Genomic DNA, 24,274 nt, shown 5'->3' with positions numbered 1-24,274 from the left:
ACTTGCGGCTTCAGGCCGGGCGGCCCGTCACTCAGGCGGCCTCAACCTCGAAGACGCGTTCGCGCTTCTTCGCCTCGACCCACTCCTCGATCTCGCTGCGGACCCAAGCGACGCGATTTGGCGATAGCTGGACGGGGAAGGGGAACTTGCCGCGCTTCATCAAGCGCTGGATCACGGTCTTGCTGAGCGTGCTCTCGCACATCACCTCGGGCCAGAGCATATAGATGGACGAGCGCTGCTCCTCCTCGTCCTGCTCCGGCGCATCATCGGCGCGTACTTCGGTGGGTGCCTGGTCGGCCATGTGGTCCTCCTTATCTCCGGCGGTTCGCTGCGGTTCGGGAGGGTATTCGCCGATTATGAGGGGCGAGGGGATTTACCCAATTCGGTACGAGGTTCCTTTTCGTCCAGCCACCAATGGCGAAACTTGGCGGCTAGGTCCTTGCCGATGCTCTGACCACTGGCTGGGGCATTGCTGACATTCGGTTCGATAAGGGCGAGCTCGTCTGCCAGCCATTTTATCGTGGCAGTCTTACCCATCTTCGTTTCGTGCCAATCAAGTAGGATGAAGGCAGCCGCCCGAAGCCCCTGCCATTGTGACGTGTGGCCCCGGCGAGATTTCAGACCCGGGTCCTTCCCCCAATCGCTCGGCTCGCGCTTCAAGCCCTTTTCTCTTCGAGTAAGGAACTCATTGAATGGCTCGGGCATGAGATCGTGGTCGATGGTGAACAGCCAATACCAGTAGGCAATCTTCTCCGAGAAAGGCCATTCCGCGAAGCCCCGTGTTGTTTGCGCCAACCATTGAAGGTCTTGCTCGATAAGGTCAGCAAGGTCCGGGTCTTTTGCGCGTATACCCTCCAACCGTGCTGGGGTCTGGGCATGGCGAGCCTCCCGGCGTGCTTCGCTAAACTTCCGACCCTCTGCCTCATTCGCTCGGGCCTCAGCGAAAGCATAACGCGCGGCTTTCCTAGCCTCTTCCAACGTCATGCCCAAAGCGCTCCCCACCGTAACAGCGCCTCGCGCACCTCAGAGGCGTAGGTGTGCTTGTTGTAGGTCCGGCGGAGCTTCTCGACCGAATGCCCAAGCACATGTTCGATATGCTCGCCCGGCACGCCCATCTCGGCCATGCCGGTTGCGACCGACCGGCGAATGTCGTGGACGGTCCAATGCTCCATCGGCTCGAGCTCATCCTTCTCCGCTCGATCTGCGAGGATGCGATCTAGCCGAGCTTTGCCCTTCGAGTATCCGCTCACCGGGGTCTTTCCGGCGGTCGAGGAGAACAGGTACTTGCCCCCGAGGTCCGGGATGCTGTCGAGGACAGCGACGGCGGGCGGCGATAGGTAGATGGTGTGGCCGCGACGGCTCTTGTGCTTCGACGGCGGGATTACGATGGCCGGCACTGTCTCCTCATCGTCCATGTCGAGCTTGACTTCCTTCCGCCAACCTCGCTCCATCTCCGCGATCTCGGCCCGGCGCGCGCCGGTCAGGATTATCATGCGGTAGAGCGGACCGAAGGGGTAGCACATATCCTCGCCCTTCTCGTCGCCGCAGGCGTCCCAGACGCGCCGTAGCTCGTCCAGCGACAACACGCGGTCCCGCTCGACATACACCTCGTCCCGGTCCAGCCGTGTTATCGGATTGGAGGAAATGAGTTGCCGGTCCACCGCCCAATGGAAGAGCTTGCTCAGGTGCTTCCGCATCTCGATTGCGGCGGCCTTTCCCCGGCCCACAGCAACGCGGTCGAGTAGGAGGTGAATGTCGGCGCGGGCGATCTGGGCGAGCTCCTTTCCGTGCCACTTCTTGACCTCGGGCTTCTTGAGCCATTGCCGGGCGAGCTCTTCCCGGCCCTTGCGTTTCGCGTACTCATCAATGAAGCGGTCGATGAGCGCCTCGACCGAGCGAGCGGAACGGCCGGAGGCCTCCTCGCTGCGCTTCTCGATGTAGTCCCCACCCTCCGCTGCCATCTCGATGACCTCGAGGGCCTTCCGCCGGGCGACCTTGTACGGCATCTCGGTCGAGCCGAGCGTCACGCGCCGGGGCGGCCCCTTCTTGGGCAGGCCCTTCTCTCCGGTTGCCTGACCAGCGACCCGATAGACCACTGACCAGCTTCGCTTGCCGCTGGTCGTGATACGGAGCCGGAGCCCGTCGCAGCCCGTGTCGATTATCTCCCGACGGCGGTCCTTGAACGGCTTGAGGCCATCAATATCCGTGTTGGCGAGCCGCTTGCGCTCCATCGGCTCCCTCTTCTTCCTATCTGCCATTCCGTGCTCCTTCTCGTATCCCGGGATACCGCTAGGGATACCGGGAAGCGGTCCGCGCCGAACCGCGCCGAACCCTCCGAGAGCGGGAGTAGCGTGTAAGTCTCAGGGAACCTAATGTTTTTCGATCCGGGAAAACTGTCTAGACCCCGGGAAAATCGTAAGAGGCGCTCCTTGCCAAGGTTGGGGTCGGGCGTTCGAATCGCCTCGCCCGCTCCATTTTTCCGGATTTGCGAACACGCCGTACGACCGACCGGTCTGCGTCAGGCCCGAATTGCTCGTCGCAGTTCGTCGTCTCGCAAATGCGATTGGTCGTTCGCACCTGCAATAATGCCTTGCCATCGCTGGAAGAGGCAGTATCTCGCGCCGCGTGACTATATATCATTCAGCGGCGCGTGTCGCATTTACCTCCCTGCTCGCCGCGACTGCCCTCGCATCGACCGCGCCCGCCTTCGCGCAGGATCGATCGATCCCCCCGCCGAAGAAGCACGAAGCGTCCAAACCCGCCGCCCCCGCTAGCGATGCGCCCGACGATGACTATCACTCAAAGGAAATCGTCGTCACCGGTGCGGGGCTTCCGAAGCTCGATACGCTCGCAGGGACTTCCGTGGTGCAGGGTGTCGCACTCCAGCGCAGTCTCGCGGGCCAAATTGGCGAGGTGCTCGAGAGCCAGCCCGGGGTTTCGATGAGCGGGTTTGCGCCGGGGGCCTCGCGGCCCGTGCTGCGCGGATTCTCGGGAAGTCGGGTCAAGCTGCTGATCGACGGGATCGGATCGATCGACGCATCGAACGTGTCGGACGACCACGCGGTGGCGATCGACCCGTTCAACGCCGAACGGATCGACGTGCTGCGCGGGCCGGCAGTGCTTCTCTACGGCAGCCAGGCGATCGGCGGCGCGGTCAACGTGATCGACAAGCGCATTCCCAACCGCCTGCCCGACGAACCGATCCATATCGACGCCCTTCTGGGTGCGGGAAACGCTGCCGACATGCGCGAAAGCGCACTGTCGCTCGATGCGCCGATCGGCGGAGGGTTCGCGGCGCATCTTGACGGATCGTATCACCGGAGCGGCGATGTCAGCGTGCCTGGCTACACTGTTGCGGAGCCGCTGCGCGCAAGCCTGCTGGCCCAAGCCGATGCCGCTCAAGCCACTGACCCGGCACTGGCCGCTGCCCTTCGCGGCCAGGCAGACCAGAGCGGCTCACTTCCCGACAGCGGCACCAGCACCTACGACATCACCGGCGGCATTGCGTTCTTCCAGGGCGACAGCAACATGGGTGCCTCGCTCAGCTACTATGACACATATTATGGCGTTCCCAATCGCCCGGGCGATGTCGGCGGAGAACCGGGCCATATCGGCCTGAGGCAATGGCGCGGCGACCTGCGTGCCGACCTTGCGCTGGGTGACGGGCTGTTCAGCAAGCTCAACAGCCGCGTCGCCTTCAGCCACTATACCCATTCCGAATACGACGGCCCGAATATCGGCACGACCTTCAACGTCGAAGGGCTGGAGGCTCGCAGCGAACTCGTGGAAGCCGAGCGCTCGGGCTGGTCCGGCTCGCTCGGGGTGCAGTATACCTCGCGCCACCTCGACACGATCGGCGACCCGCTGTTGCCGCGCAACCTGCTCAGCCAGTTCGCCGTGTTCGCGATGCAGCAAGTGCCGCTCGGTGGGCTGCAGATGCAAGTCGCAGGACGCTATGAGCACGCGAGTATCGCCGCGCCCGACATCGGCGAACACAAGAGCTACGGCTCGTTTTCGGGCGCGTTGGGTCTCAGCTACTTAGTCACAGACGGATTGGAGCTCGGGGCCAACCTCAACCGTGTGGCCCGTTCGCCCAGCCCCGAAGAACTGTTCATCGACGGCTATCACGATGCCACGCAAACCTACGAGCGAGGAGACGCTTCGCTGGTGCCCGAGAAGGCGGTCGGCGGCGAGCTGTTCGCGCGCGGCACGATTGGCGAAGCCCGCGTCAGCCTTACCGGGTTCTACGACCACTTCCAGGATTACATCTACCAGTACAACACCGGCCTCACGATCGGCGGCGCACCGCTCTACCAGTTCGCGCAGGGCGATGCGAATTACTCGGGCTTCGAGGGCGAGTTCGACGTGCCGCTGGTGCAGTCCGACAGTTTCGCGCTGAAGGCGGAGACCCGCGCTTCCTACGTGCGCGCAAAATTGACCAACGACACCAATGTCCCGCTGATCCCACCGCTGTCGTTGTTCGGCGCGCTGCAGGCGGATGCAGGTAGGGTCAGCTTGCGCGGCGAAGTCGCGTGGTTCGGACGGCAGGACAAAGTCGCACCCAACGAAACCCCGACCGACGGCTATACCTTCGTAAATGCCGAACTGACGTGGCGTCCGCTGCAGGGCGACAACAACGTTACCGTACTGCTCAAGGCGGACAATATCTTCAACGTCACAGGACGCCTCGCGACCAGCCTGACGAAGGATTACACCCCGCAGCCCGGACGCGACATTTCAGCGAGCGTCCGGGTGAGCTTCTGATCGCATCTAGAGGGAGCTAGGCCTCCGGCCCGAACGTCAGCTCCGCGTGCTCGCGGAGCCGTTCGACCAACGCTTCGCCAAGGAACGCGCCGGGCGTGCCGACCCCACCCGGCGCGGTGCACGACAACAGCGCCATCCCGGTTTCGCCAAGCATCCGGCTGGTCGACCCGTAACCCGGGTCGTACTTGCCTTTGACCGCGTAGCGCAGGTCCTGCCGGTCGGGCATTTCGGCAAGGAACACCACGTCGTAAGAGCCGTTTTCGCGTTCTTCCGGGGTCGGCCCTTCGCCCGGCTTGGGAGGCTTTGCACCGAACGGGTTCTTCATCGTCTCCGCGACTGCCCTCGCCGCCGCCTTACCGGCATCGCCGGGACTGGTCAGCACCATCTCGTCGTAGACGAAGTCTTCGCCATAGGGATGTCCAAGCAAGAAATTGGTGCGGTGGACGTTCTTGGTGTTGATCGGTGCCATCACGAACGGCGCCGCCCATTTGCCGAACTTGTCTTCGTAAGCCGGGATCATGCCCGAAGGCTGGTCCGGCCCCTCGAACCCCGGCGTCAGGCCGAACGAGCTGCGCAGGATGCCGAACAGGCTGGGGTGCTTGGCGACCGTTTTCATCGTCTCGGTAAGGCTGGCGACTGTGCCACCCGACGCGCCGCCGACCATCGAGCGCACCCGGCACTTGATCCTGGGTGCAGGCTTGCCGAAACGTGCCCTCGCCTCCTTCTGGGTCATCAGCACGCCGAGATCGAAGGGGATCGAATCGAACCCGGACGAGAAGCAGATGCGCGCGCCGCTGGCCTTGGCGGCTTCGTGGTGCTGGTCAATCTTCTGGCGCATCCACACCGGTTCGCCACACAGGTCGGCATAATCAGTCCCGGTCGCCACGCAGGCCGCAACCAGTTCATCGCCGTAGAGCTGGTAGGGGCCGACCGTGGTCAGTACCACGCGCGTGCGCTCGCACATCGCAGTCAGACTGGCCGGATCGCTGGCATCGGCAACCACCAACGGGGTATCCGCCGGAGCGCCGATCAGGTCGCGCACTTCCGCCAGCTTCGCTTCGCTGCGGCCTGCCATCGCCCATTTGGGGGCTTCGGGCTTGCCGCCGTATTCGCGCACGAAATGCTCGGCGACGAGCCGGCCGGTGTAGCCGGTAGCGCCATAGACGATGATGTCGAATTCGCGGGGATTGTCGGCCATCGATGCTCTCCTCTTGCGAAGCAAGGCATGCGCCGGCGGTGCGCCGGAGTCAAAGCCGCTACGGCATCGGAAGCCTTAAAGCTTCGGGAGCGTCACGCCGCGCTGGCCCATGTATTTGCCCGCCCGGTCTTTGTAGCTCGTCTCGCACCGCTCGTTGCCTTGGAGGAACAGGAACTGGCACGCGCCTTCGTTGGCGTAGATCTTGGCCGGAAGCGGCGTGGTATTGGAGAATTCGAGCGTCACGTGCCCTTCCCATCCCGGTTCGAGCGGAGTGACGTTCACGATGATCCCGCAGCGGGCATAGGTGCTCTTGCCGAGGCAAATCACCAGCACGTCTTCCGGCACTCGGAAATATTCGACCGTGCGGGCAAGCGCGAACGAATTGGGCGGGATCACGCAAACATCGGTCTTGCGGTCGACAAAGCTGTTGGCCGCGAAATCTTTCGGATCGACCACCGCCGAATCGACATTGGTGAAGATCTTGAACTCGTCCGCCACCCGCGCGTCGTAGCCGTACGACGACAGGCCATAGGAAATGCACCCGTCGCGCCGCTGGGCCTCGACGAAGGGTTCGATCATGCCGCGCGACTGGGCAGTCTCGCGGATCCATCTATCGGAAAGAATCGCCATTTCCCGGTGATTCCCGACATCCCCGACGCGGGCAAGTCCGCCGTGCGCTTATCCCCACTCGCGTTCCAATCGAATTGGTCATGGCTTCACTTGCAACGCTTTGGGCTTGCAGTAATGAGCGCGAGATTGTGTCAAATGACGGAGAGCGCCGTGATCTTGATGTCTCGCAGGTCCATGATGGCATCGACCGCCGGCACCATGATCGCCCCCGCGCTGGCCCGATCCATGCCCGCAGGCGGACAGAGGCTCGCCGGCACAACGAAGCCAGACGACGGGATCGAAGCTGCTCTGTCCGAAGCCCTGACGCAGCGCTCTGTCGCGGGCGCCACGATCTGCGTGACGCACGCAGAACAGACGGTGTTGGCGCGCGGGTACGGGCGGGCCAATTTCGAAACCGCCACTCCAATGACCGCCAACAGCATCTTGCGTATCGGATCGTTGACGAAGCAATTCGCCGCGGCCGCCGCGATTAGGCTTGCCGCTCTCGGCAAGGTCGATCTTGACGCGCCGGTGTCGGGCTATCTTCCGGATTTCGTCCACCTCGCCCCATTCACCTTGCTCGAACTCATGCATCAGACTGCCGGTCTGCACAGCGACGAGGACAAAGAGCCATCGGTCGTTGCCACGCCCGAACATACGCAGGTCGAACTGGCGGCACAGATCGCTGCGCAGTCCGATCCGTTCGACTTTGCGCCAGGCACCGCATGGCTTTACAGCAATGCCAACTACATCGTCCTAGGTGCGGTAATTGAACAGGTAACGGGCAAACCCCTGGCAAGGGCCATGACCGATCTGGTGTTCAATCCGCTAGGTCTTAACAAAACTGCCATGGACGACGCGAAGGACGTAGTGCCCGGCCGGGCCTCGGGATACAACGCCACCGGTGAGGATGAGCCCGCGTTCGTACACGGCGACTATCTCGATCCCTCGCAGGCCGGGGGTGCGGGCGCCATGCGCTCGACGGTGGGCGACCTTTGCCGGTGGCACCACCTGCTGCTGCACAACGCCTTGTTCGACAGACATTACACCGAGCTGATGCTTGCCCCGGGTCGTTTGCGCGACGGAAGGCTGTCGAGCGCGAACCGCCATTCGCCAGACGATGCCGTTTACGGCGATACCGAATACGCCTGCGGACTGCTGGTCTCAGGGTCGAGCGAGCCGCAACCGAACATCATGCATTACGGCTTCATCTCGGGCTTCAGCAGTTTACTGCAGACCTGGACCGAACCCCGCGTGACCTTGGCGGCGCTGTTCAACACCGACATGAACCCCGCTGTTCCGTTCCGCGCAATTCGCAAGGCTGTCATACAAAGCTGGGTCGAGGGCTGAGGAGTCCAGTGCCCGCTCCTTTGGCCTGACTGGGCCTAACCTCCCGCCAGCAGCGACGCGTTACCACCCGCAGCGGTCGTATCGATGCACACCACCCGCTCGGTCGCGAACCGGGCGACGTAGTGCGGCCCGCCCGCCTTCGGGCCGGTGCCGCTCATTCCCTCGCCGCCGAACGGTTGGCTTTCGACCACCGCGCCGATCTGGTTGCGATTGACGTAGAAGTTGCCGACGCTCGCCAGCCGTTCGACCGTCCGCCGGGTTGCGGCGATCCGGCTGTGGAGACCCAGTGTCAAACCGTAGCCGGTGGCGTTGATGTCTGCGACGACCTGCTCGAGCTCGTTCGCCTTGAAACGCACGACATGGAGCACCGGCCCGAAGTTTTCGCGCTTCAAGTCGAGGATCGAGGGAATCTCGATGATCGTCGGGGCCACGTAACATCCTGCGGCGGCTCCCCTCGGTAGTTTCCTGCGCCACACGGTCTGTCCGCCCTTCTTGCGGCGCGCGACGTGGCGTTCGAGCGCAGCCTTGGCGTCGGGGTCGATCACCGGCCCGACATCTGTCGCGAGGCTTTCCGGATCGCCGATCACCAATGCCTCGAACGCACCGCGGATCATCGCCAGCATTTCATCGGCGACGTCGTCCTGGATGTAGAGCGTGCGCAGTGCGCTGCACCTTTGGCCCGCGCTCTGGAACGCGCTCGCCACGACATCGCGGGTGACCTGCTCGGGCAGCGCCGAACTGTCCACGATCATCGCGTTTTGCCCGCCGGTCTCGGCGATAAATGTCGCGATCGGCCCTTCGCGCGCGGCAAGGCTGCGGTTGATCGCCTGCGCGGTCTCGGTCGATCCGGTGAACGCGACCCCGGCGAGCCGCGGGTCCGAGGTAATGAACTGCCCGACATCGCCCGCACCGGGCAACAGCTGGAACACCTGCTCGGGAATGCCCGCCTGGTGGCACAGCTTCACTGCCAACGCAGCGATCAGCGGGGTCTGTTCCGCCGGCTTGGCAACCACAGTATTGCCTGCAGCCAGCGCTGCCGCCGCAGGGCCAATGAAGATCGCCAGCGGGAAGTTCCACGGGCTGATCGTCGCGAACACCCCGCGCCCAGCAAGGCTCAAGCGGTTCTCCTCGCCCGTCGGCCCCGGCAGGATCAGCGGGGCGGCGAACAAACGCCGCGCTTCGCTGGCGTAATAGCGCAGGAAATCGACCGCTTCGCGCAGTTCGAGCACGGCATCGACCAGCGTCTTGCCCGCTTCGCGCTGGCACAGGCTCAGGACCTCGTCGGTATGATCCTCGAAAGCGTCGGCGGCTGCTTCGAGGAGCAGCGCGCGCTTTTCACCGCCGAGCGCGTTCCAGCCATGCTGGACCTCCGCTGCCAGCCCGATCGCCACGCGCACTTCGGCCTCGGTCGAATCGCGCCGGGTGCCGACTTCGTGGGTGAGGTCTTGCGGCGAGGTGATCGGGGCAACTTCCCCGGCGTCGCGGGCCGGGAAGGTCGGTCCGGCATCCCAGTGGCGTGCATCGAGCGCGGCCAGCCGCTTGAGCAGCGGTTCGCGCACCAGCGGATCCGCAAGATCGACCCCTGTGCTGTTGCGGCGACCGGGGAAGATATCCGCGGGAAGCGCAATCGCCGGTTCGCGCTTGGGTTCGAGCGCCGCGAGTTCGGCCACCGGGTCGCCCGCCAGTTCGATCGCCGGCACTTCGGCATCGGCCATCCGGTTGACGAAGCTGGAGTTCGCACCGTTCTCAAGCAAGCGGCGCACGAGATAGGCCAGCAGGTCCTTGTGTACCCCGACCGGGGCATAGACCCGCACGGGGGTACGCACGCGCCCTTCCAGCTTGCCGAGTTCAGCGTAGACTTCTTCGCCCATCCCGTGGAGGCGCTGGAACTCGAATTCGCGACCTTGAGAAAGGGCCTTGATCGCACCGATCGTGTAGGCGTTGTGCGTCGCGAACGCAGGGTAGATCGCGTCCGGTGCCTCGAACAGCCGCGCCGCGCAAGCAAGGTAGGAGACGTCGGTCGAGACCTTGCGGGTGAACACCGGGTAGTCGCTGTATCCGCCGACCTGGCTGAGCTTGATCTCGGTGTCCCAATAGGCGCCCTTGACCAGCCGCACGAACAATCGCCGCCCGTGATGACGCGCGAGCCGCACCACCCAGTCGCAAACGTGATAGCCGCGCTTCTGGTAGGCCTGTATCGCAAGTCCGAATCCGCTCCAGCTGCTGCCGTCGGGGCGAGTAAACAAGGTGTCGTCAGCAACCAACGCTTCGATGATATCGAGACTCAATTCGAGCCGCTCGGCCTCTTCGGCGTCGATCGTGAAGTGGATGTCGGCATCGCGCGCCTTCTCGGCCAACGCGCGCAGCATCGGAACCAGCGCCTTGGTCGCAGCCTCTGCGTGGAGGAAATCGTAGCGCGGGTAGAGCGCGGACAGCTTGACCGAAATACCCGGCGATGCAGCCACCCCGCCTTTGGCTTCTTTCGCCAGCCGCTCGATCGCGCGTTCGTAGGACTGGAGATAGCGCTCGGCGTCAGCGAAGGTCATAGCGCCTTCGCCAAGCATATCGAACGAGTGCGTTTCGCCTCGCGCCCGCGCCGGAGTAGCGCGCTTCAAGGCTTCGCCAATCGTCCGCCCGAACACGAACTGGCCGCCGAGGATCTTCATGGCCTGCAATGTGGCCTTGCGGATGACCGGTTCTCCCAGTCGCCCGACCGTCCGCTTGAGCGTCGCGCCCATGCCCTTCTGGTGCAGCTCGGGCTGCTCGAGCACTTCGCCGGTGAGCATGAGCGAGAAGGTCGCGGCATTGACGAAAGTCGAGCTCGATTCGCCGAGGTGCTCGCCCCAGTCGATATCGCCGATCTTGTCCTTGATCAGCGCGTCCGCGGTGCCGGCATCGGGCACCCGCAGCAGCGCTTCGGCGAGGCACATCAACGCTACGCCTTCCTCGGTCGCGAGGCCGAAGGTTTGCAGGAAAGCGTCGATCCCGCTCGCCTTGTGCCGCCGAGCCCCTTCGACGAGCTTGACCGCCAAAGCCGCTGCTTCACCGTGGACCGCTTGCGCGGGCGCTGCCTGGCGCAAGCGCTCGGCGACGCAAGCGTCTTCTTCCTGCCGGTAGGCTTTGCGGAGTTGCAGGCGGTCGAGCGGCTGGTTCATTGGCGGACTCACTAGGTAATTCGGCGCGCCCCTGCACCTAGTTTCAATTGCAATCAAGCCATCTGATCGAGCGCGCTTTCAACGGCCATTCGTTGGCCTTCGTCCATATGCAGGCCCAGTTTGCTCCGCCGCATCAGCACATCTTCGGTGCTTTGCGCCCATTCGCGTTCGACGAGATAGCGCAACTCCGCTTCAGTGAAACCCGCACCGAAGTCGCGCCCCAGATCGGCGGCGCTTGCCGCATCGCCCAGGACCTGCGCGAGCCGCCAGCCGTAGGCGTGCGCCATTCGCAGCGACCGGTCCTCGCCGAGCCACGGCCAGCGGCTCCTTACGTCCGCAAGAAAGGCCGCGAAGTCACCGCCCGGCAGATCGCCGCCGGGCAACGCTGCGCCTGCCGTCCATTCGCGGCCAGGAACATCTATGTGTCGCGCGAGGCGCGCCAGCGCGTGTTCGGCCAGCTTGCGGTAGGTCGTGATCTTGCCGCCGAACACGCTGAGCAGCGGAGCGCCACGGTCGGGGGCGTCGATCTCGAAGCGGTAATCGCGCGTTACGGTCGCGTTCTTGGCCGCATGATCGTCGTAGAGCGGGCGGATTCCGGCGTAGCTCCACCGGACCTGTTCGGGCGTGACGGGTTGGCGGAAATATTCGCCCGCCGCAGCGCACAGGTAGTCGGTCTCTTCCTCGGAAATCGCAACCTTGTTGCGATCACCGGTAAACAGCTTGTCGGTCGTCCCTATCAGGGTGAAATCGCGCTCGTAGGGAATCGCAAACACGATCCTCCCGTCGCGGTTCTGGAACAGGTAGGCCTGCGCGCCATCGTATATGCGCGGCACAGCAATGTGGCTGCCTTTGACCAACCGCAAGTGATCCTGCGCGCGTCCCGCCGTCGCAAGGTCCGCAACATCGTCGACCCACGGACCGGCAGCGTTGGCCACGGCGCGGGCATCGATGGTCTCGGTCCCAGCAGCGGTTTCCAGCGTCGCTCGCCAGTGATCGCCGACCCGCTCGAGCGCGGTGCAGCGGGTGTGCAAACGAATTTCCGCACCGCGCTCGGCTGCATCCATCGCGGTGAGCACGACAAGCCGTGCATCGTCGACCCAGCAGTCCGAATAGGCGAAGCCGCGCGTCAGGCTATCGCGCAGGATCCCGCCGAGCGGCGGTGCAGTGAGATCGACCGAAGAGCTGCCTGGCAAACTGCGGTTGCCGCCGATGTGATCGTAAAGGAACAGCCCAAGGCGCAGCATCCAGGCCGGGCGCAAGCCGTCCTCGTATGGCAGCACGAACCGCATCGGACGCACCAGGTGCGGCGCGATCCGCAGCATGACTTCGCGCTCGCGCAACGATTCGCGGACCAAACGGAACTCGTAGTTTTCGAGGTAACGCAGCCCGCCGTGGATCAACTTGGTGCTGGCCGAAGAAGTGTGCGAGGCAAGGTCGTCCTTCTCGACCAGCGTGACCGCCATGCCGCGACCGGCGGCGTCGCGGGCGATCCCGACACCGTTGATCCCTCCGCCGATGACGAGCAGGTCGCGCATAACCATTTGGCTAGTCGGCACGCGGTCGCTTGGAAAGGGGTTGCGTGCGCGCCGCTGCATGGCAAGGGTCGCACGCGATGGATGAAGCAATTCCGGTTATAGTTGGCGTCGGACAGGTCGAGGACCGGCCCGGCGATCCTTTTGCAGGTCTCGATTCGGTTGGCCTGATGGTCGCCGCGCTCAAGGCGGCCGACCAACATGCCGGCGGCGGCTGGCTGGCCGACGTCGATTCGCTGGCCGTGGTGAGCCAGCTTTCCTTCCCCGAACTCAACCCGGCAACCGCGCGGGTCGCGGAAGGCATCGGAGCAGTTCCTGCGCACTCGTTCCAGACTGCAACTCCGAGCGGCGACAGCCCGATATTGCTGCTCAACGAAGCCGCCAACCGGATCGCCCGCGGCGAATCGCTGGTGTGCGCGGTGACCGGCGGCGAAGCGCTGCGCACAGCTGCAGGACGCGCCGCTGCGCAGGCGAAAGAGCACGATGCACTGCGCAATGCCACCCATCGCCGAATTGTCGGTTATGGCCCATCCTATGGTCTTGTGATCCCGATCGAAATCTATCCGCTGATCGAGAATGCCTATCGTGCGCATGTCGGCCAGACGTTGGCAGAAGCGCAGCGGGAGAGCGGCGAGATCTGGGCGGGGATGTCAGAGGTTGCCGCGCGCACGCCTTCGGCATGGTTGCACGAGCCTCGGACTGCCGAGGAAATCGTCGCGGCGGGCCCCGGCAACCGCCCGATCGCATTTCCCTACACCAAGTTGCAGGTCGCCAATTCCAGCGTTAACCAGGGCGCTGGATTTCTCGTCACCAGCCTTGCCGAAGCCCGGCGGCGCGGAGTGCCCGAAGATCGCCTGATCTACGTCGGCATGGGGGCGGCCGCCCATGCCCCGATGAACATCCTCAAACGCGACAAATATTATGCGTCATCGAGCATGTCGGCTGCGATTACCCATGCACTGTCGTTCAACCGGCTGACGGTGGACGATCTCGATCATGTCGAGCTCTATTCGTGCTTCCCATGCGTGCCGAAAATGGCGCGACGCGTGCTCGGCTGGCCGGAAGAGCGCGACATTACAGTGTTCGGCGGGCTTACCTTCGGCGGCGGACCGATCGGCAACTACATGGCCCACCCGCTCGCGTGCATGGTCGATAAGCTGCGCAGCGGCGGCGGGACCGGGTTCCTCTATGCCAATGGCGGTTATGCGACCCATCATCATGCGATTGCGATTTCGGCCGAGCCGCTACCCGCCGCGCGCTTCCCGCAGGATTTCGACGTGCAGGCGCAGGCCGATGAAGCGCGCGGGCCCGTCCCCCCCATCGACGAGGAATATCGCGGGGCAGCGACGATCGAGACCTACACGGTGTTCTACAACCGCGATGGGTCGCCGAAGAACGGTGTGATCGTGGCATTGACTCCTGAAGGCACGCGCACGCTCGCCAACGTGCCCGGAGACGACAGCGAGATGATCGACTTCCTGACCGACGGCGGTGTCGAGCCCGTTGGGACAAGCGGACCCATTGTCGACGGCGCGGATGAGCTCGCGCGCTGGCGGGCATGACAGTTCCTTCGGACCATGCTGCGCTTGCCGCCGTGGCAGAAAGCGGCGGCGGACTGTGCACCATCGTCGGGATCGACGGGGCATTCTCCCGCCGCATCGGGGCGCAGCTCGCGGTGTTGCCCGACGGAACTCTCACCGGATCGCTTGCCGACGGCTGTCTCGAACACCAGCTGGCGAGCGACGTTGCCGCGATGCGCGAACCCGAAGTACGGCGATACGGGCAGGGCTCGCCATTGATCGACTTTCGCCTGCCATGCGGCGGAGGGCTCGATATCCTGCTCGATCCTGCGCCCGATCAGGCCGCCTGTCGCGCCGCGATGGAGGCGTTGTCGACACGGCGACCGGCGATGCTCGAACTGCCGACCAATTCGGTTTTGGCACGGCGCCGCTATATCCCCGGGCTCGCGATCGATGCGATCGGCGACGGGCCCGAACTTGCGGCGCTGGTGCAGGTTGCCCGTGCGGCGGGAATTGCCGTGCGTGTGGTCGCCAAGAACACACTGGCGCTCGGTGCGGCTCCGCCGATCGCGCCGCCCGACCGCTGGACCGCCACGGTCCTGCTGTTCCACGACCACGAATGGGAAGCCGCCATCCTGCGCCACGCACTCCAAGGCGACGGGTTCTACATCGGCGCGCAGGGTGGATTCGTCGCGCGCGAAGCCCGTGCCGCGCGACTGCTTGCCGAGGGGATCGAGGAAAGCCAACTGGCCCGCATTCGCGGCCCGATCGGCTGCATCGATTCGTGCCGCGACCCGGAAACGCTGGCACTCTCCGTCCTCGCCGAAATCGCGGGCGAATACGACAAGCTCCATGCCGAGCCTGCCTGACAGCGTGGCGATCGCAGTGCTTGCCGGTGGGGCGGGCACGCGGTTCGGCGGGAAAAAGCTCGACGCATTGCTCTGCGGCAAGCCGTTGGGGCGATGGGCGACCGATGCTGCTGAGGCGGCCGGCTTTTCCATGCGCCTGTTGGTCGTGCCGCCCGACAGGCCCGCCTTTTCGGCAACGCTCAACGGGTGGACGATAACCGAGAATCCCGATGCAGACCTTGGCATTGGCACTTCGATCCATGCCGCGGTGGCCGCCGCGGAAGGCTGCGACCGGCTGGTCATTGCCCTCGCCGATATGCCGCTGGTCGAGCCTGACCATCTCGTGCGGCTTGCAACGATGGAAGGCGCCGCATTCACACTGCATGCCGATGGCAAGCCGGGCGTCCCGGCAGCGTTTCCTGCAGCCGAATTCGCCCTTCTTCGCTCGCTCCCCCCCGCACGCGGAGCCGCGACGCTTGCTAGCCGAGTCGCGGCGGCAGCGCTCGCTCCGCCGAGTGTCGACAGCTTGCGCGACGTCGATTCCCCTGACGATCTCAAGGCGATCGAACCAATTCTCGTCGGGAGCGCATAGATCGAGGGCTTATGGAGGCTGGGCGGGCTTCACTTGCAAGGGACGCGAAGTGTTGCGCGAATGTCGCCCCTAGGGACCGACTTGCGGGACCAATATAGACCTGAGACGCCGAACGCATTACCTCTCAGGTGATGGATCTCCCCGCCACAGATCTACCTGCGAACTTTTGCGCGGCATGTGCCGTACGCAATCGTGCGATCTGCGCAGATCTCGACAGCGACGAACTGAAGGTGCTCAACGCTATCGGGCGGAGGCGACGCCTGGATCCCGGCGAGCAACTGCTGTGGGAAGGCGACGAAGCGGTGCTGGTCGCCAACGTGGTCGAGGGCGTGCTCAAGCTGTCCAACCAGCTCGCCGATGGACGCGAACAGATCCTCGGCTTGGTCTATCCGTCGGACTTCCTCGGGCGTCCGTTCGGCGAAACGACTCCATACGGCGTCGAAGCGCTTACCGATGCGATGGTATGCGTCTTCCGCAGGTCCGATTTCGATCGCTTCGCGCGCGAACACCCACGGCTCGAGCACAAGCTGCTCGAACGGACCCTCGCGGAGCTCGACCGGACACGGCGATGGATGCTCCTGCTCGGGCGGATGAGCGCGGAACAGAAATTGGCCAGCTTCCTGCTCGAAATGTCCGAGCGGCTTGCTCCAGCGGGATGCCACGATTCAACAGAATCTCCCGACCAATTCACGCTCCCGCTATCGCGCCAGCAAATAGCTGACGTGCTCGGCCTGACGATCGAAACCGTCAGCCGCCAGATGACCCGGATGAAGAGCGACGGATTGATCGAACTGCCTTCGCGCCGACAGATCGTCATTCGCGATCGCGCGAAGCTGGCGGAATTGGCGGAATAGCGGCAAATTCAGGCTGCACCGGGCAGCGCTGCCGCTAATTTGCGCTGGATCAATGATTCGCCTCCTTCGCGCCGATAGTCGGCGTGAAACAGGAGGGTAATTTCATGCAGGCGGAGAAGGCTCTCGGCTGGGCCGGGCTGTGGTTCGGGGTGATGGTGGTCGCCTTGGCCGTGACTGCGGAAGCGCACGATTTCGGGTTTGCGGTCCATGCGGGCCTCATCGCGTTCATCGCGTTCGTACTGGTGTGGATGTCGGCCGCGCGGTTCGACCCGGCATCGCGGATCAACCGGTTTTTCAAGGTGCCCGACGACGCGTCGCGCTATGACGACGACCCGGTCCGCTGGGCTGTGCTCGCGACGATGTTCTGGGGTCTGGCGGGCTTCCTCGCTGGCCTGTTCATCGCACTCCAGCTTGCGTTCCCGCAACTCAACGTGGAGCCCTACCTCAACTTCGGGCGCGTCCGCCCGTTGCACACCAGCGCAGTGATCTTTGCCTTCGGCGGCAATGCCCTGCTCGCGACCAGTTTCTACGTCGTCCAGCGCACTTGCAGGACGCGGCTGGCGTTCCCTTCGCTCGCCCGGTTCGTGTTCTGGGGCTACCAGCTGTTCATCGTGCTGGCAGCGACCGGCTACCTGATGGGGATTACCCAGTCGAAGGAATACGCCGAGCCCGAATGGTACGTCGACCTGTGGCTGACGATCGTGTGGCTGGCCTATCTCGCAGTATTCGTCGGCACGATCGTGCGCCGTCACGAACCGCACATCTATGTGGCGAACTGGTTCTACCTCGCATTCATCGTCACTGTGGCGATGCTGCATGTGGTCAACAACCTGGCGGTTCCGATCAGCTTCCTCGGCTCGAAGAGCTACAGCGCCTTTGCCGGGGTGCAGGATGCGCTGACCCAGTGGTGGTACGGCCACAACGCGGTCGGGTTCTTCCTCACCGCCGGGTTCCTGGGAATGATGTATTACTTCGTACCCAAGCAGGCCGAGCGACCGGTGTATTCGTACCGCCTGTCGATCATCCACTTCTGGTCGCTGATCTTCCTCTACATCTGGGCCGGTCCCCACCACCTGCACTACACCGCGCTGCCCGACTGGGCGCAGACGCTCGGCATGGTGTTCTCGGTAATGCTGTGGATGCCCAGCTGGGGCGGGATGATCAACGGACTGATGACGCTCAACGGTGCGTGGGACAAGATCCGCACCGATCCGATTATCCGCATGATGGTGATGGCGCTGGCGTTCTACGGCATGAGCACGTTCGAAGGGCCGGTCATGAGCATCAAGTCGGTCAATAGTCTCAGCCACTACACCGACTGGACCATCGGCCACGTCCACTCCGGTGCACTGGGCTGGAACGGCATGATCACGTTCGCGTGCATGTATTACCTCGCCCCGCGGCTGTGGAAGCGCAAGCGCCTGTACAGCCTGCGAATGGTCAACTGGCACTTCTGGCTCGCGACCATCGGCATCGTGTTCTACGCCGCGAGCATGTGGGTGGCGGGCATCACCCAGGGCCTGATGTGGCGCGAATACGGCGCGAACGGCTACCTCGTGAACAGCTTCGTCGATACCGTCGCCGCGGTGCATCCGATGTACGTGATGCGCGCCGTGGGCGGGGCGATGTACCTCACCGGCTTCCTGATCATGATCTGGAATGTGTGGCAGACCCTCGCAGGTCGGGTGCGCGATGAAGCGCCGATGACCGAGACCCCCTACAACGAAACCGCCGATCGCCCGCTGCCCCAAGCGGTCCCGGCCGAGTGAGTGACCGACCATGACCGATGCAATCGCTGACGAAAAGCCGACTGGCCACAAGCGGCTCGAACGCAACATCACCCTGCTCGCACTGGGCACCCTTATCACGGTCGCGATCGGCGGGATCGTGGAAATCGCTCCGCTGTTCTGGATCGACAACACGATCGAGAAGGTGGACGGGATGCGGCCTTACACCCCACTCGAGCAGGCCGGGCGCGACATCTACATCCGCGAGGGGTGCTACGTCTGCCACAGCCAGATGATCCGCCCGTTCCGCGACGAGGTGGAGCGCTATGGTCACTACTCTCTGGCGGCAGAGAGCATGTACGATCACCCGTTCCAGTGGGGGTCGAAGCGCACCGGGCCGGATCTTGCCCGCGTAGGTGGGCGCTATTCTGACGAATGGCACGTCCAGCACCTGACCGATCCGCGCAGCGTAGTGCCGGAAAGCATCATGCCGAAGTACGGCTTCCTCGCTGAAACCGACCTGCACGCGGACCCGGCGGGCTCGCTCAAGGCGTTGCGCGACGTCGGGGTTCCCTACACCGACAAGGATATCGCGATGGCCGAAGCGGACTTGAAGGCGCAGGCCGATCCGAACGCCGATCCGGGCGATCTGGAGAAGCGCTATCCCAAGGCGCAGATCCGCGACTTCGATGGCAATCCCGAGCGGCTGACCGAGATGGACGCGCTGGTCGCCTACCTGCAGATGCTCGGCACGCTGGTCGATGTGAACAGCGCCGCTGCACAGGAGAAACTCGCGCAGGAGAAGGGCCGGTGAGCACTTACGACACCTTGCGCCACTTTGCCGACGGGATCGGGCTGGTCGTGATGCTGGGCATCTTCGTCACGCTCTGCCTGTGGCCGTTCCGGCCGGGCGCGAAGCAACAAAACAACGCAGCCGCCACCATGATCTTCGAGGACGAAGCCGATGGCCAATAAGCACGTCGACCAACTCACTGGCACCCAGACCGTCGGCCACGAGTGGGACGGGATCGAGGAACTCGATACCCCGCTGCCGCGGTGGTGGCTGTGGACCTTCTACCTGACGATCGTGTTCGCAATCGGCTACGTCATCGCTTATCCCGCGCTGCCGATGCTCAATCGCGCGACCGAAGGCGAACTCGGCTGGACCAGCCGGGGACAGCTGGCCAAGGACATGAAGGCGGCCGAGCAGAGCCGCACGGCGCTACGCGAGCAGCTTGCACAAATCCCGATCGAGCAACTGCCCGATCATCCCGACCTGATGCAGCAGGCGGTCGCCGGTGGTGCCGCCGCGTTCAAGGTCAACTGTGTGCAGTGCCACGGATCGGGCGGTGGCGGAGTTGTCGGTCACTACCCCAACCTCAACGACGACGACTGGCTGTGGGGCGGTGACCTCAAGGCGATCCAGACCACGATCACTCACGGCATCCGCCAACCGGGCGACGACGCGACCCGCAACAGCGCGATGCCGCCGTTCGAGGGGATGTTTACCGCAGCCGAGCTCGACGCCCTCGCACAGCATGTGCAGGCGCTCAGCCACAAGGCGCCCGACAGCGCGGCCGGCGCAAAGCTATTCGCGGAAAACTGTGCGATCTGTCACGGCGCGAACGGTGGCGGCGATCGTCAGGTCGGCGCACCGCGCCTGAACGACGCGATCTGGCTCTACGGCGGTAGCCGCGCGGCGATCGAGAAGCAGGTCGTCAAGCCGCACATGGGCGTAATGCCGGCATGGGACAAGAAGCTCGATCCGGTCACGATCAAGATGCTGGCGGCCTACGTCCACTCGCTCGGCGGCGGGGAAGACTTCGCTCCCGAACAGCAGCAACCGGCTGCGACGGTGGACGATGTCCAGCAGTGAAGCCAAAGTAGTAGCGATCGGACAAGCACGCACCGGCCGAAGCGAACCCCCTCGCCAGGACCCGCCCGAGAAGCTCTACGAGGCGCGCCGCGCGGTTCACAACAAGCGGATCGACGGGCCGTTCCGGAGGTTCAAGTGGTTCGTCATGTTCGTGACGCTGACGATCTACTACGTGACCCCGTGGATCCGCTGGGACAGGGGGCCTTACGCGCCCAACCAGGCGGTGCTCGTCGATCTTGCCCATCGCCGGTTCTACATGTTCGGCATCGAGATCTGGCCGCAGGAGTTCTACTTCGTCGCTGGGTTGCTGATCATGGCCGGTATCGGGCTGTTCCTGGTAACCAGTGCCGTGGGCCGGGCATGGTGCGGCTATTCCTGCCCGCAGACCGTGTGGACCGACGTGTTCCAGCACGTCGACCGGTTCGTCGACGGCGATCGCAACGCCCGCATGAAGCTCGACGCTGCACCTTGGACCTGGGGAAAGGTGATGCGGCGAGCGTTCAAGTGGACGATCTACGTCGTGATCGGGTTCTGGACCGGCGGCGCGTGGATCATGTATTTCGCCGACGCTCCGACGCTGGTCCACGACTTCTGGCGCGGAGAGGCGGCTCCGGTCGCCTACATCACGGTCGTCGTGCTGACTCTGACGACGGTCACGCTGGGCGGGTTCATGCGCGAGCAGGTGTGTGTCTACATGTGCCCGTGGCCGCGCATCCAGAGCGCGATGATGGACGAAAAGTCGCTCACGGTGACATACAAGGACTGGCGCGGGGAGCCGCGTGGCAGCCTCAAGAAAGCCCAGCGCAATCCCGACCAATTTGGCGATTGCGTCGATTGCCTGCAATGCGTCGCGGTCTGCCCGACCGGGATCGACATCCGTAACGGCCCGCAGATCGGCTGCATCACTTGCGCGCTGTGCATCGACGCCTGCGACCGCACGATGGCCGAAATCGGAAGGCCGCGCGGGTTGATCGACTATATCACGCTGGAAGATGCCAAGCGCGAAGCGGCCGGCGAACCCGCCCGCCCGGCATGGAAGGCGCTGCTAAGACCACGCACGATTGCCTATTTCATGTTGTGGGGCGGCATCGGGCTGGGCCTGTTGTTCCTGCTCGGCGCGCGCAATCACGTCGCCATCAGTGCGGCGCCCGATCGCAACCCGCCATTCATGCTGATGAGCGACGGTTCGATCCGCAACGCCTATACGCTCAAGCTGCGAAACATGGTAAGCCAGCCGCGAGGGATGACGATCGCGATCGACGGGCTATCCGGTGCGGTGATGTGGACCGACAGTATCGGCCGTGACCAGGCCGCGCGTAGCCAGACCGTGACCGTGCCTGCCGACGAGACCAGCACCGTGCGCGCATATGTCGTCGCGCCCAATGCGACCCCGCAGCAGGATTTTGCGTTCACGGTAAGAACCACAGGCAAGCAGCCCGAAAGTGCACGCGTCGAAACCCTGTTTACAACGCCCGGAGGCGAACGATGAAGCGCAATTTCACCGGCTGGCACATGACCGGCATCCTGGTGTGCTTCTTCGGCACGGTGATGGCGGTCAATTTCTATATGGCCACGCAAGCGATCGAGGGGTTCGGTGGCCTCGTGGTAGAAAATTCCTACGTCGCCAGCCAACATTACAACAAGTGGCTTGCTGAGGCCCGCGCAGAAGATGCGCTGGGCTGGAACGCGCAGATCATGCGCGACGGCAAGGGTCGGCTTGAAGTGACGACTGCGGGCACCCCGGGCGATCTCTCGGTTACCGCCGAACTGCAACACCCACTGGGCAAGGTGGGCTTGCAGTACTGGACGCTCGAGCAGGACGGCAACGGGCGGTTTGTCAGCCGTGACCGGCTGCCCGAGGGACGCTGGCTGATCCGCGCGACCTTGCGATCGGGCGGCAAGCACAAGGTTATCGAAAGGTCGCTGGGATGAACGCCATCGCGCCGATCGACGTTGGGAAGGAGGCCGGCCTGTCCGACAGCCGGTTCACTGTCCCCTCGATCCGTTGCGCGGGCTGCATCGCCAAGATCGAGCGCGGGCTGAGCGAACTCGAGGGCGTCGAAGCGGCCCGGGTGAACTTCTCGGCCAAGCGGGTCGCAGTGCGCCACGATGCTCGGCTCAGCGACGACAAGATCGTCGATGCCTTGCTGCGGCTGGGCTTCGAAGCGCAGCCGGTATCGGCCAACCCGCTCGCTGAAGACGACAAGGATGCGCGGATGCTGCTGCGCGCACTGGCGGTGGCCGGGTTCGGCATGATGAACATCATGCTGCTGTCGGTCAGCGTCTGGGCCGGGGCCGATGTCGTTACCCGCGAGATGTTTCATTGGCTCTCCGCGCTGATCGCATTGCCGGTGATCGCCTATGCCGGGCGCCCGTTCTTCTCCAGCGCGGCAATGGCGCTGCGCTATGGCCGCACCAACATGGACGTGCCGATTTCGATCGGGGTGCTGCTCGCAACCGGGCTGTCGTTCTACGAAACGCTGACCGGGGGGCCGCACGCCTATTTCGACGGTGCGGTCATGCTGTTGTTCTTCCTGCTTGCCGGCAGAGCGCTCGACGCGACCATGCGCAACCGCACCCGTGCCGGGATCGGCGCACTGCTCCAGCGGATGGGCAAGAGCGCCAGCGTGGTCCAGCCCGACGGCTCCACCAAGCGGATCGCCGCCGAAGACCTCGCGCCGGGCATGATCATGATCCTGGCGGCAGGCGAAGCGCTGGCGGCAGACGGGACCGTGCTCGAAGGTACCGGCGCGATCGACCGCTCGATGCTGACCGGGGAAAGCGCCCCCGAACAAGTTGTCCCCGGCGACCAGGTGCATGCCGGCACTGTCGCGCTCGATGGGCCGCTTCGCGTCGAGATCACCGCCACGCAGGACGATACCGCCATCGCCGAGATCGCACGGCTGATGGACGAAGCGGGCCAATCGCGCAGCCGCTATGTCCGCATCGCCGACCGCGCTGCGCGGATCTATGCGCCTGCTGTCCATACCCTGGCGCTGGCGGCGTTTGTCGGATGGATGATCGCTGGCGCAGGCTGGTACCATGCACTGGTGATCGCGATCAGCGTGCTGATCATCACCTGCCCCTGCGCGATCGGACTGGCCGTGCCGGCAGCGCAAGTCGTCGCTTCGGGTGCGCTCATCCGCAAGGGACTGCTGGTCAAGGACGGCAGCGCGCTCGAACGCCTCGCGGAAATCGACGTGGCTGTGTTCGACAAGACCGGCACGCTGACGCTCGGCGAGCCGCGCGCGGACATCGCCGACCTCGACGAACAATCGAGAGCCGTAGCGCTTGGCCTTGCCCAACAGAGCCGCCACCCGCTCAGCCGGGGGCTTGCCACCAGCCTGCGCACGGCGGGCGCTAAGCCGAGCGAGATCAGCGACATTCGCGAACAGAGCGGCACGGGAGTTTCCGGCATCTGGAACGGAGTGCCGGTCTCGCTCGGCAGGCCGGACACGACCGAAGCAACGCTTGCGACGCGGCTCTCGATCGGCAGGCGCGATTGCATCATCCATTTCGAGGATCCATTGCGCGCCGACGCCGCCGAAACCCTGGCCAGGCTTGCCCGCGACGGCGTGCAATCGCATGTCCTTTCGGGCGACCGGGCCGAAGCTGTCGAGCATGTCGCACGCGAACTCGGCATCGTGGGGCAAGGCGGGATGACCCCGACCGAGAAACTCGCCGAATTGCGCACCCTGCAAACGCAAGGTCACCGACCGTTGATGGTGGGCGACGGGCTCAACGACGGCCCCGCCCTCGCCGCCGCGCACGCTTCGATCGCGCCGGGTACCGCGAGCGACCTGAGCCAGCAGGCTGCCGACGCGGTGTTCATCGGTGAGCGACTTGCCCCGGTCGCGCTGGCGATCACGGTTGCACGGGCGACAATGCAGATCGTGAAGCAGAATTTCGCGCTCGCGCTCGGCTACAACCTGCTCGCCGTCCCGCTGGCGCTGGCAGGCCTCGTCACGCCGCTGATTGCAGCGATCGCGATGTCGCTCAGTTCGCTGATTGTCGTCGCCAATTCGCTGCGGCTCGCGAGGTCGGCGCGATGACCGGCCTCCTGTTCCTGATCCCGATTGCGCTCGCGATGGGCGCGTTCGGGCTAGCGATGTTCTTCTGGGCGATGCGCGACGGGCAGTTTGAAGATCTCGACGGGGCCGCGCAGCGGATCCTGATCGACGATGAAAATGACGGGGAGACGAACGATGCGCAGCGAATTGATCGAGCGCAATGACGCATTCCTGAAGGG

The 24,274-nt window shown here is 64.4% G+C and carries 21 protein-coding genes; 14 read left to right on the top strand and 7 right to left on the bottom strand.

What is annotated here, in order from left to right:
• Positions 1–31 precede the first annotated feature (31 nt).
• The 3 genes from CJO11_RS09665 to CJO11_RS09655 are packed head-to-tail and all read right to left on the bottom strand — an operon-like array spanning position 32 to position 2,258.
• On the bottom strand, positions 32–301 hold the full coding sequence (locus tag CJO11_RS09665) for a helix-turn-helix transcriptional regulator (protein ID WP_095012529.1): 270 nt from the start codon (positions 299–301) through the stop codon (positions 32–34).
• Between the two features lie 53 nt (positions 302–354).
• On the bottom strand, positions 355–984 hold the full coding sequence (locus CJO11_RS09660; protein WP_095012528.1) for a hypothetical protein: 630 nt from the start codon (positions 982–984) through the stop codon (positions 355–357).
• Entirely contained in the window at positions 981–2,258 is a 1,278-nt protein-coding gene (locus CJO11_RS09655; protein ID WP_095012527.1) for a tyrosine-type recombinase/integrase, read from the bottom strand. The genes CJO11_RS09660 and CJO11_RS09655 overlap by 4 nt, the downstream gene beginning before the upstream one ends.
• A gap of 367 nt (positions 2,259–2,625) precedes the next feature.
• Between CJO11_RS09655 and CJO11_RS09650 the strand changes: the two genes are divergently transcribed.
• Positions 2,626–4,764, top strand: a complete 2,139-nt coding sequence (locus tag CJO11_RS09650) for a TonB-dependent receptor (RefSeq protein ID WP_095012526.1) — start codon at positions 2,626–2,628, stop codon at positions 4,762–4,764.
• 16 nt (positions 4,765–4,780) lie between these two features.
• Here the strand turns inward: CJO11_RS09650 and CJO11_RS09645 are convergent, their stop codons facing one another.
• Both CJO11_RS09645 and dcd read right to left on the bottom strand, forming a co-directional pair.
• Positions 4,781–5,962 (bottom strand): saccharopine dehydrogenase family protein, encoded by a 1,182-nt coding sequence (locus CJO11_RS09645; protein ID WP_095012525.1) that lies wholly within the window; start codon positions 5,960–5,962, stop codon positions 4,781–4,783.
• A gap of 75 nt (positions 5,963–6,037) precedes the next feature.
• Positions 6,038–6,592, bottom strand: coding sequence for a dCTP deaminase (dcd, locus tag CJO11_RS09640; protein WP_095012524.1), 555 nt, complete (start codon positions 6,590–6,592; stop codon positions 6,038–6,040).
• A 174-nt stretch (positions 6,593–6,766) separates the two neighbouring features.
• Between dcd and CJO11_RS09635 the strand changes: the two genes are divergently transcribed.
• Positions 6,767–7,921: a serine hydrolase domain-containing protein gene (locus tag CJO11_RS09635; protein WP_169829175.1), complete on the top strand. Its 1,155-nt coding sequence runs from the start codon at positions 6,767–6,769 to the stop codon at positions 7,919–7,921.
• A 35-nt stretch (positions 7,922–7,956) separates the two neighbouring features.
• Here CJO11_RS09635 and putA read toward each other — a convergent pair whose 3' ends face one another.
• Positions 7,957–11,076 carry a bifunctional proline dehydrogenase/L-glutamate gamma-semialdehyde dehydrogenase PutA gene (gene putA / locus CJO11_RS09630; RefSeq protein ID WP_095012522.1) on the bottom strand — a complete coding sequence of 1,040 codons (3,120 nt, stop codon included), beginning with the start codon at positions 11,074–11,076 and terminating at the stop codon, positions 7,957–7,959.
• A 53-nt stretch (positions 11,077–11,129) separates the two neighbouring features.
• Entirely contained in the window at positions 11,130–12,611 is a 1,482-nt protein-coding gene (gene glpD, locus CJO11_RS09625; protein WP_205651056.1) for a glycerol-3-phosphate dehydrogenase, read from the bottom strand.
• Between the two features lie 77 nt (positions 12,612–12,688).
• Between glpD and CJO11_RS09620 the strand changes: the two genes are divergently transcribed.
• From CJO11_RS09620 to ccoS, 12 genes are all read left to right on the top strand, one after another.
• Positions 12,689–14,170 carry an acetyl-CoA acetyltransferase gene (locus tag CJO11_RS09620; RefSeq protein WP_095012521.1) on the top strand — a complete coding sequence of 494 codons (1,482 nt, stop codon included), beginning with the start codon at positions 12,689–12,691 and terminating at the stop codon, positions 14,168–14,170.
• Positions 14,167–14,997: an XdhC family protein gene (locus CJO11_RS09615; protein ID WP_095012520.1), complete on the top strand. Its 831-nt coding sequence runs from the start codon at positions 14,167–14,169 to the stop codon at positions 14,995–14,997. The genes CJO11_RS09620 and CJO11_RS09615 overlap by 4 nt, the downstream gene beginning before the upstream one ends.
• Positions 14,981–15,568 carry a nucleotidyltransferase family protein gene (locus tag CJO11_RS09610; RefSeq protein ID WP_095012519.1) on the top strand — a complete coding sequence of 196 codons (588 nt, stop codon included), beginning with the start codon at positions 14,981–14,983 and terminating at the stop codon, positions 15,566–15,568. The genes CJO11_RS09615 and CJO11_RS09610 overlap by 17 nt, the downstream gene beginning before the upstream one ends.
• 131 nt (positions 15,569–15,699) lie before the next feature.
• Positions 15,700–16,422, top strand: coding sequence for a Crp/Fnr family transcriptional regulator (locus tag CJO11_RS09605; RefSeq protein ID WP_095012518.1), 723 nt, complete (start codon positions 15,700–15,702; stop codon positions 16,420–16,422).
• Positions 16,423–16,526: 104 nt separating this feature from the next.
• Positions 16,527–18,191 (top strand): cytochrome-c oxidase, cbb3-type subunit I, encoded by a 1,665-nt coding sequence (gene ccoN, locus CJO11_RS09600; RefSeq protein WP_095012517.1) that lies wholly within the window; start codon positions 16,527–16,529, stop codon positions 18,189–18,191.
• Positions 18,192–18,201: 10 nt separating this feature from the next.
• Positions 18,202–18,963 carry a cytochrome-c oxidase, cbb3-type subunit II gene (gene ccoO / locus CJO11_RS09595; protein WP_095012516.1) on the top strand — a complete coding sequence of 254 codons (762 nt, stop codon included), beginning with the start codon at positions 18,202–18,204 and terminating at the stop codon, positions 18,961–18,963.
• Positions 18,960–19,124, top strand: coding sequence for a cbb3-type cytochrome c oxidase subunit 3 (locus tag CJO11_RS09590; RefSeq protein ID WP_095012515.1), 165 nt, complete (start codon positions 18,960–18,962; stop codon positions 19,122–19,124). Before ccoO ends, CJO11_RS09590 begins: the two co-directional genes overlap by 4 nt.
• Positions 19,114–20,025, top strand: coding sequence for a cytochrome-c oxidase, cbb3-type subunit III (gene ccoP / locus CJO11_RS09585; RefSeq protein WP_095012514.1), 912 nt, complete (start codon positions 19,114–19,116; stop codon positions 20,023–20,025). The genes CJO11_RS09590 and ccoP overlap by 11 nt, the downstream gene beginning before the upstream one ends.
• The gene (ccoG, locus tag CJO11_RS09580; RefSeq protein WP_095012513.1) at positions 20,012–21,514 is read left to right on the top strand and encodes a cytochrome c oxidase accessory protein CcoG; all 1,503 of its coding nucleotides are present in this window, start codon (positions 20,012–20,014) and stop codon (positions 21,512–21,514) included. The genes ccoP and ccoG overlap by 14 nt, the downstream gene beginning before the upstream one ends.
• Positions 21,511–21,957 carry a FixH family protein gene (locus CJO11_RS09575; RefSeq protein WP_095012512.1) on the top strand — a complete coding sequence of 149 codons (447 nt, stop codon included), beginning with the start codon at positions 21,511–21,513 and terminating at the stop codon, positions 21,955–21,957. Before ccoG ends, CJO11_RS09575 begins: the two co-directional genes overlap by 4 nt.
• Positions 21,954–24,077: a heavy metal translocating P-type ATPase gene (locus CJO11_RS09570; protein ID WP_095012511.1), complete on the top strand. Its 2,124-nt coding sequence runs from the start codon at positions 21,954–21,956 to the stop codon at positions 24,075–24,077. The genes CJO11_RS09575 and CJO11_RS09570 overlap by 4 nt, the downstream gene beginning before the upstream one ends.
• Positions 24,074–24,259, top strand: coding sequence for a cbb3-type cytochrome oxidase assembly protein CcoS (gene ccoS / locus CJO11_RS09565; RefSeq protein WP_095012510.1), 186 nt, complete (start codon positions 24,074–24,076; stop codon positions 24,257–24,259). Before CJO11_RS09570 ends, ccoS begins: the two co-directional genes overlap by 4 nt.
• Positions 24,260–24,274: the final 15 nt, after the last annotated feature.

It is taken from the genome of Tsuneonella mangrovi (assembly GCF_002269345.1).
In the GTDB taxonomy this organism is placed as follows: Bacteria; Pseudomonadota; Alphaproteobacteria; order Sphingomonadales; family Sphingomonadaceae; genus Tsuneonella; species Tsuneonella mangrovi.
Note: the sequence above shows the minus strand (reverse complement) of the source record. Positions and strands in the feature narration are given on the sequence as shown.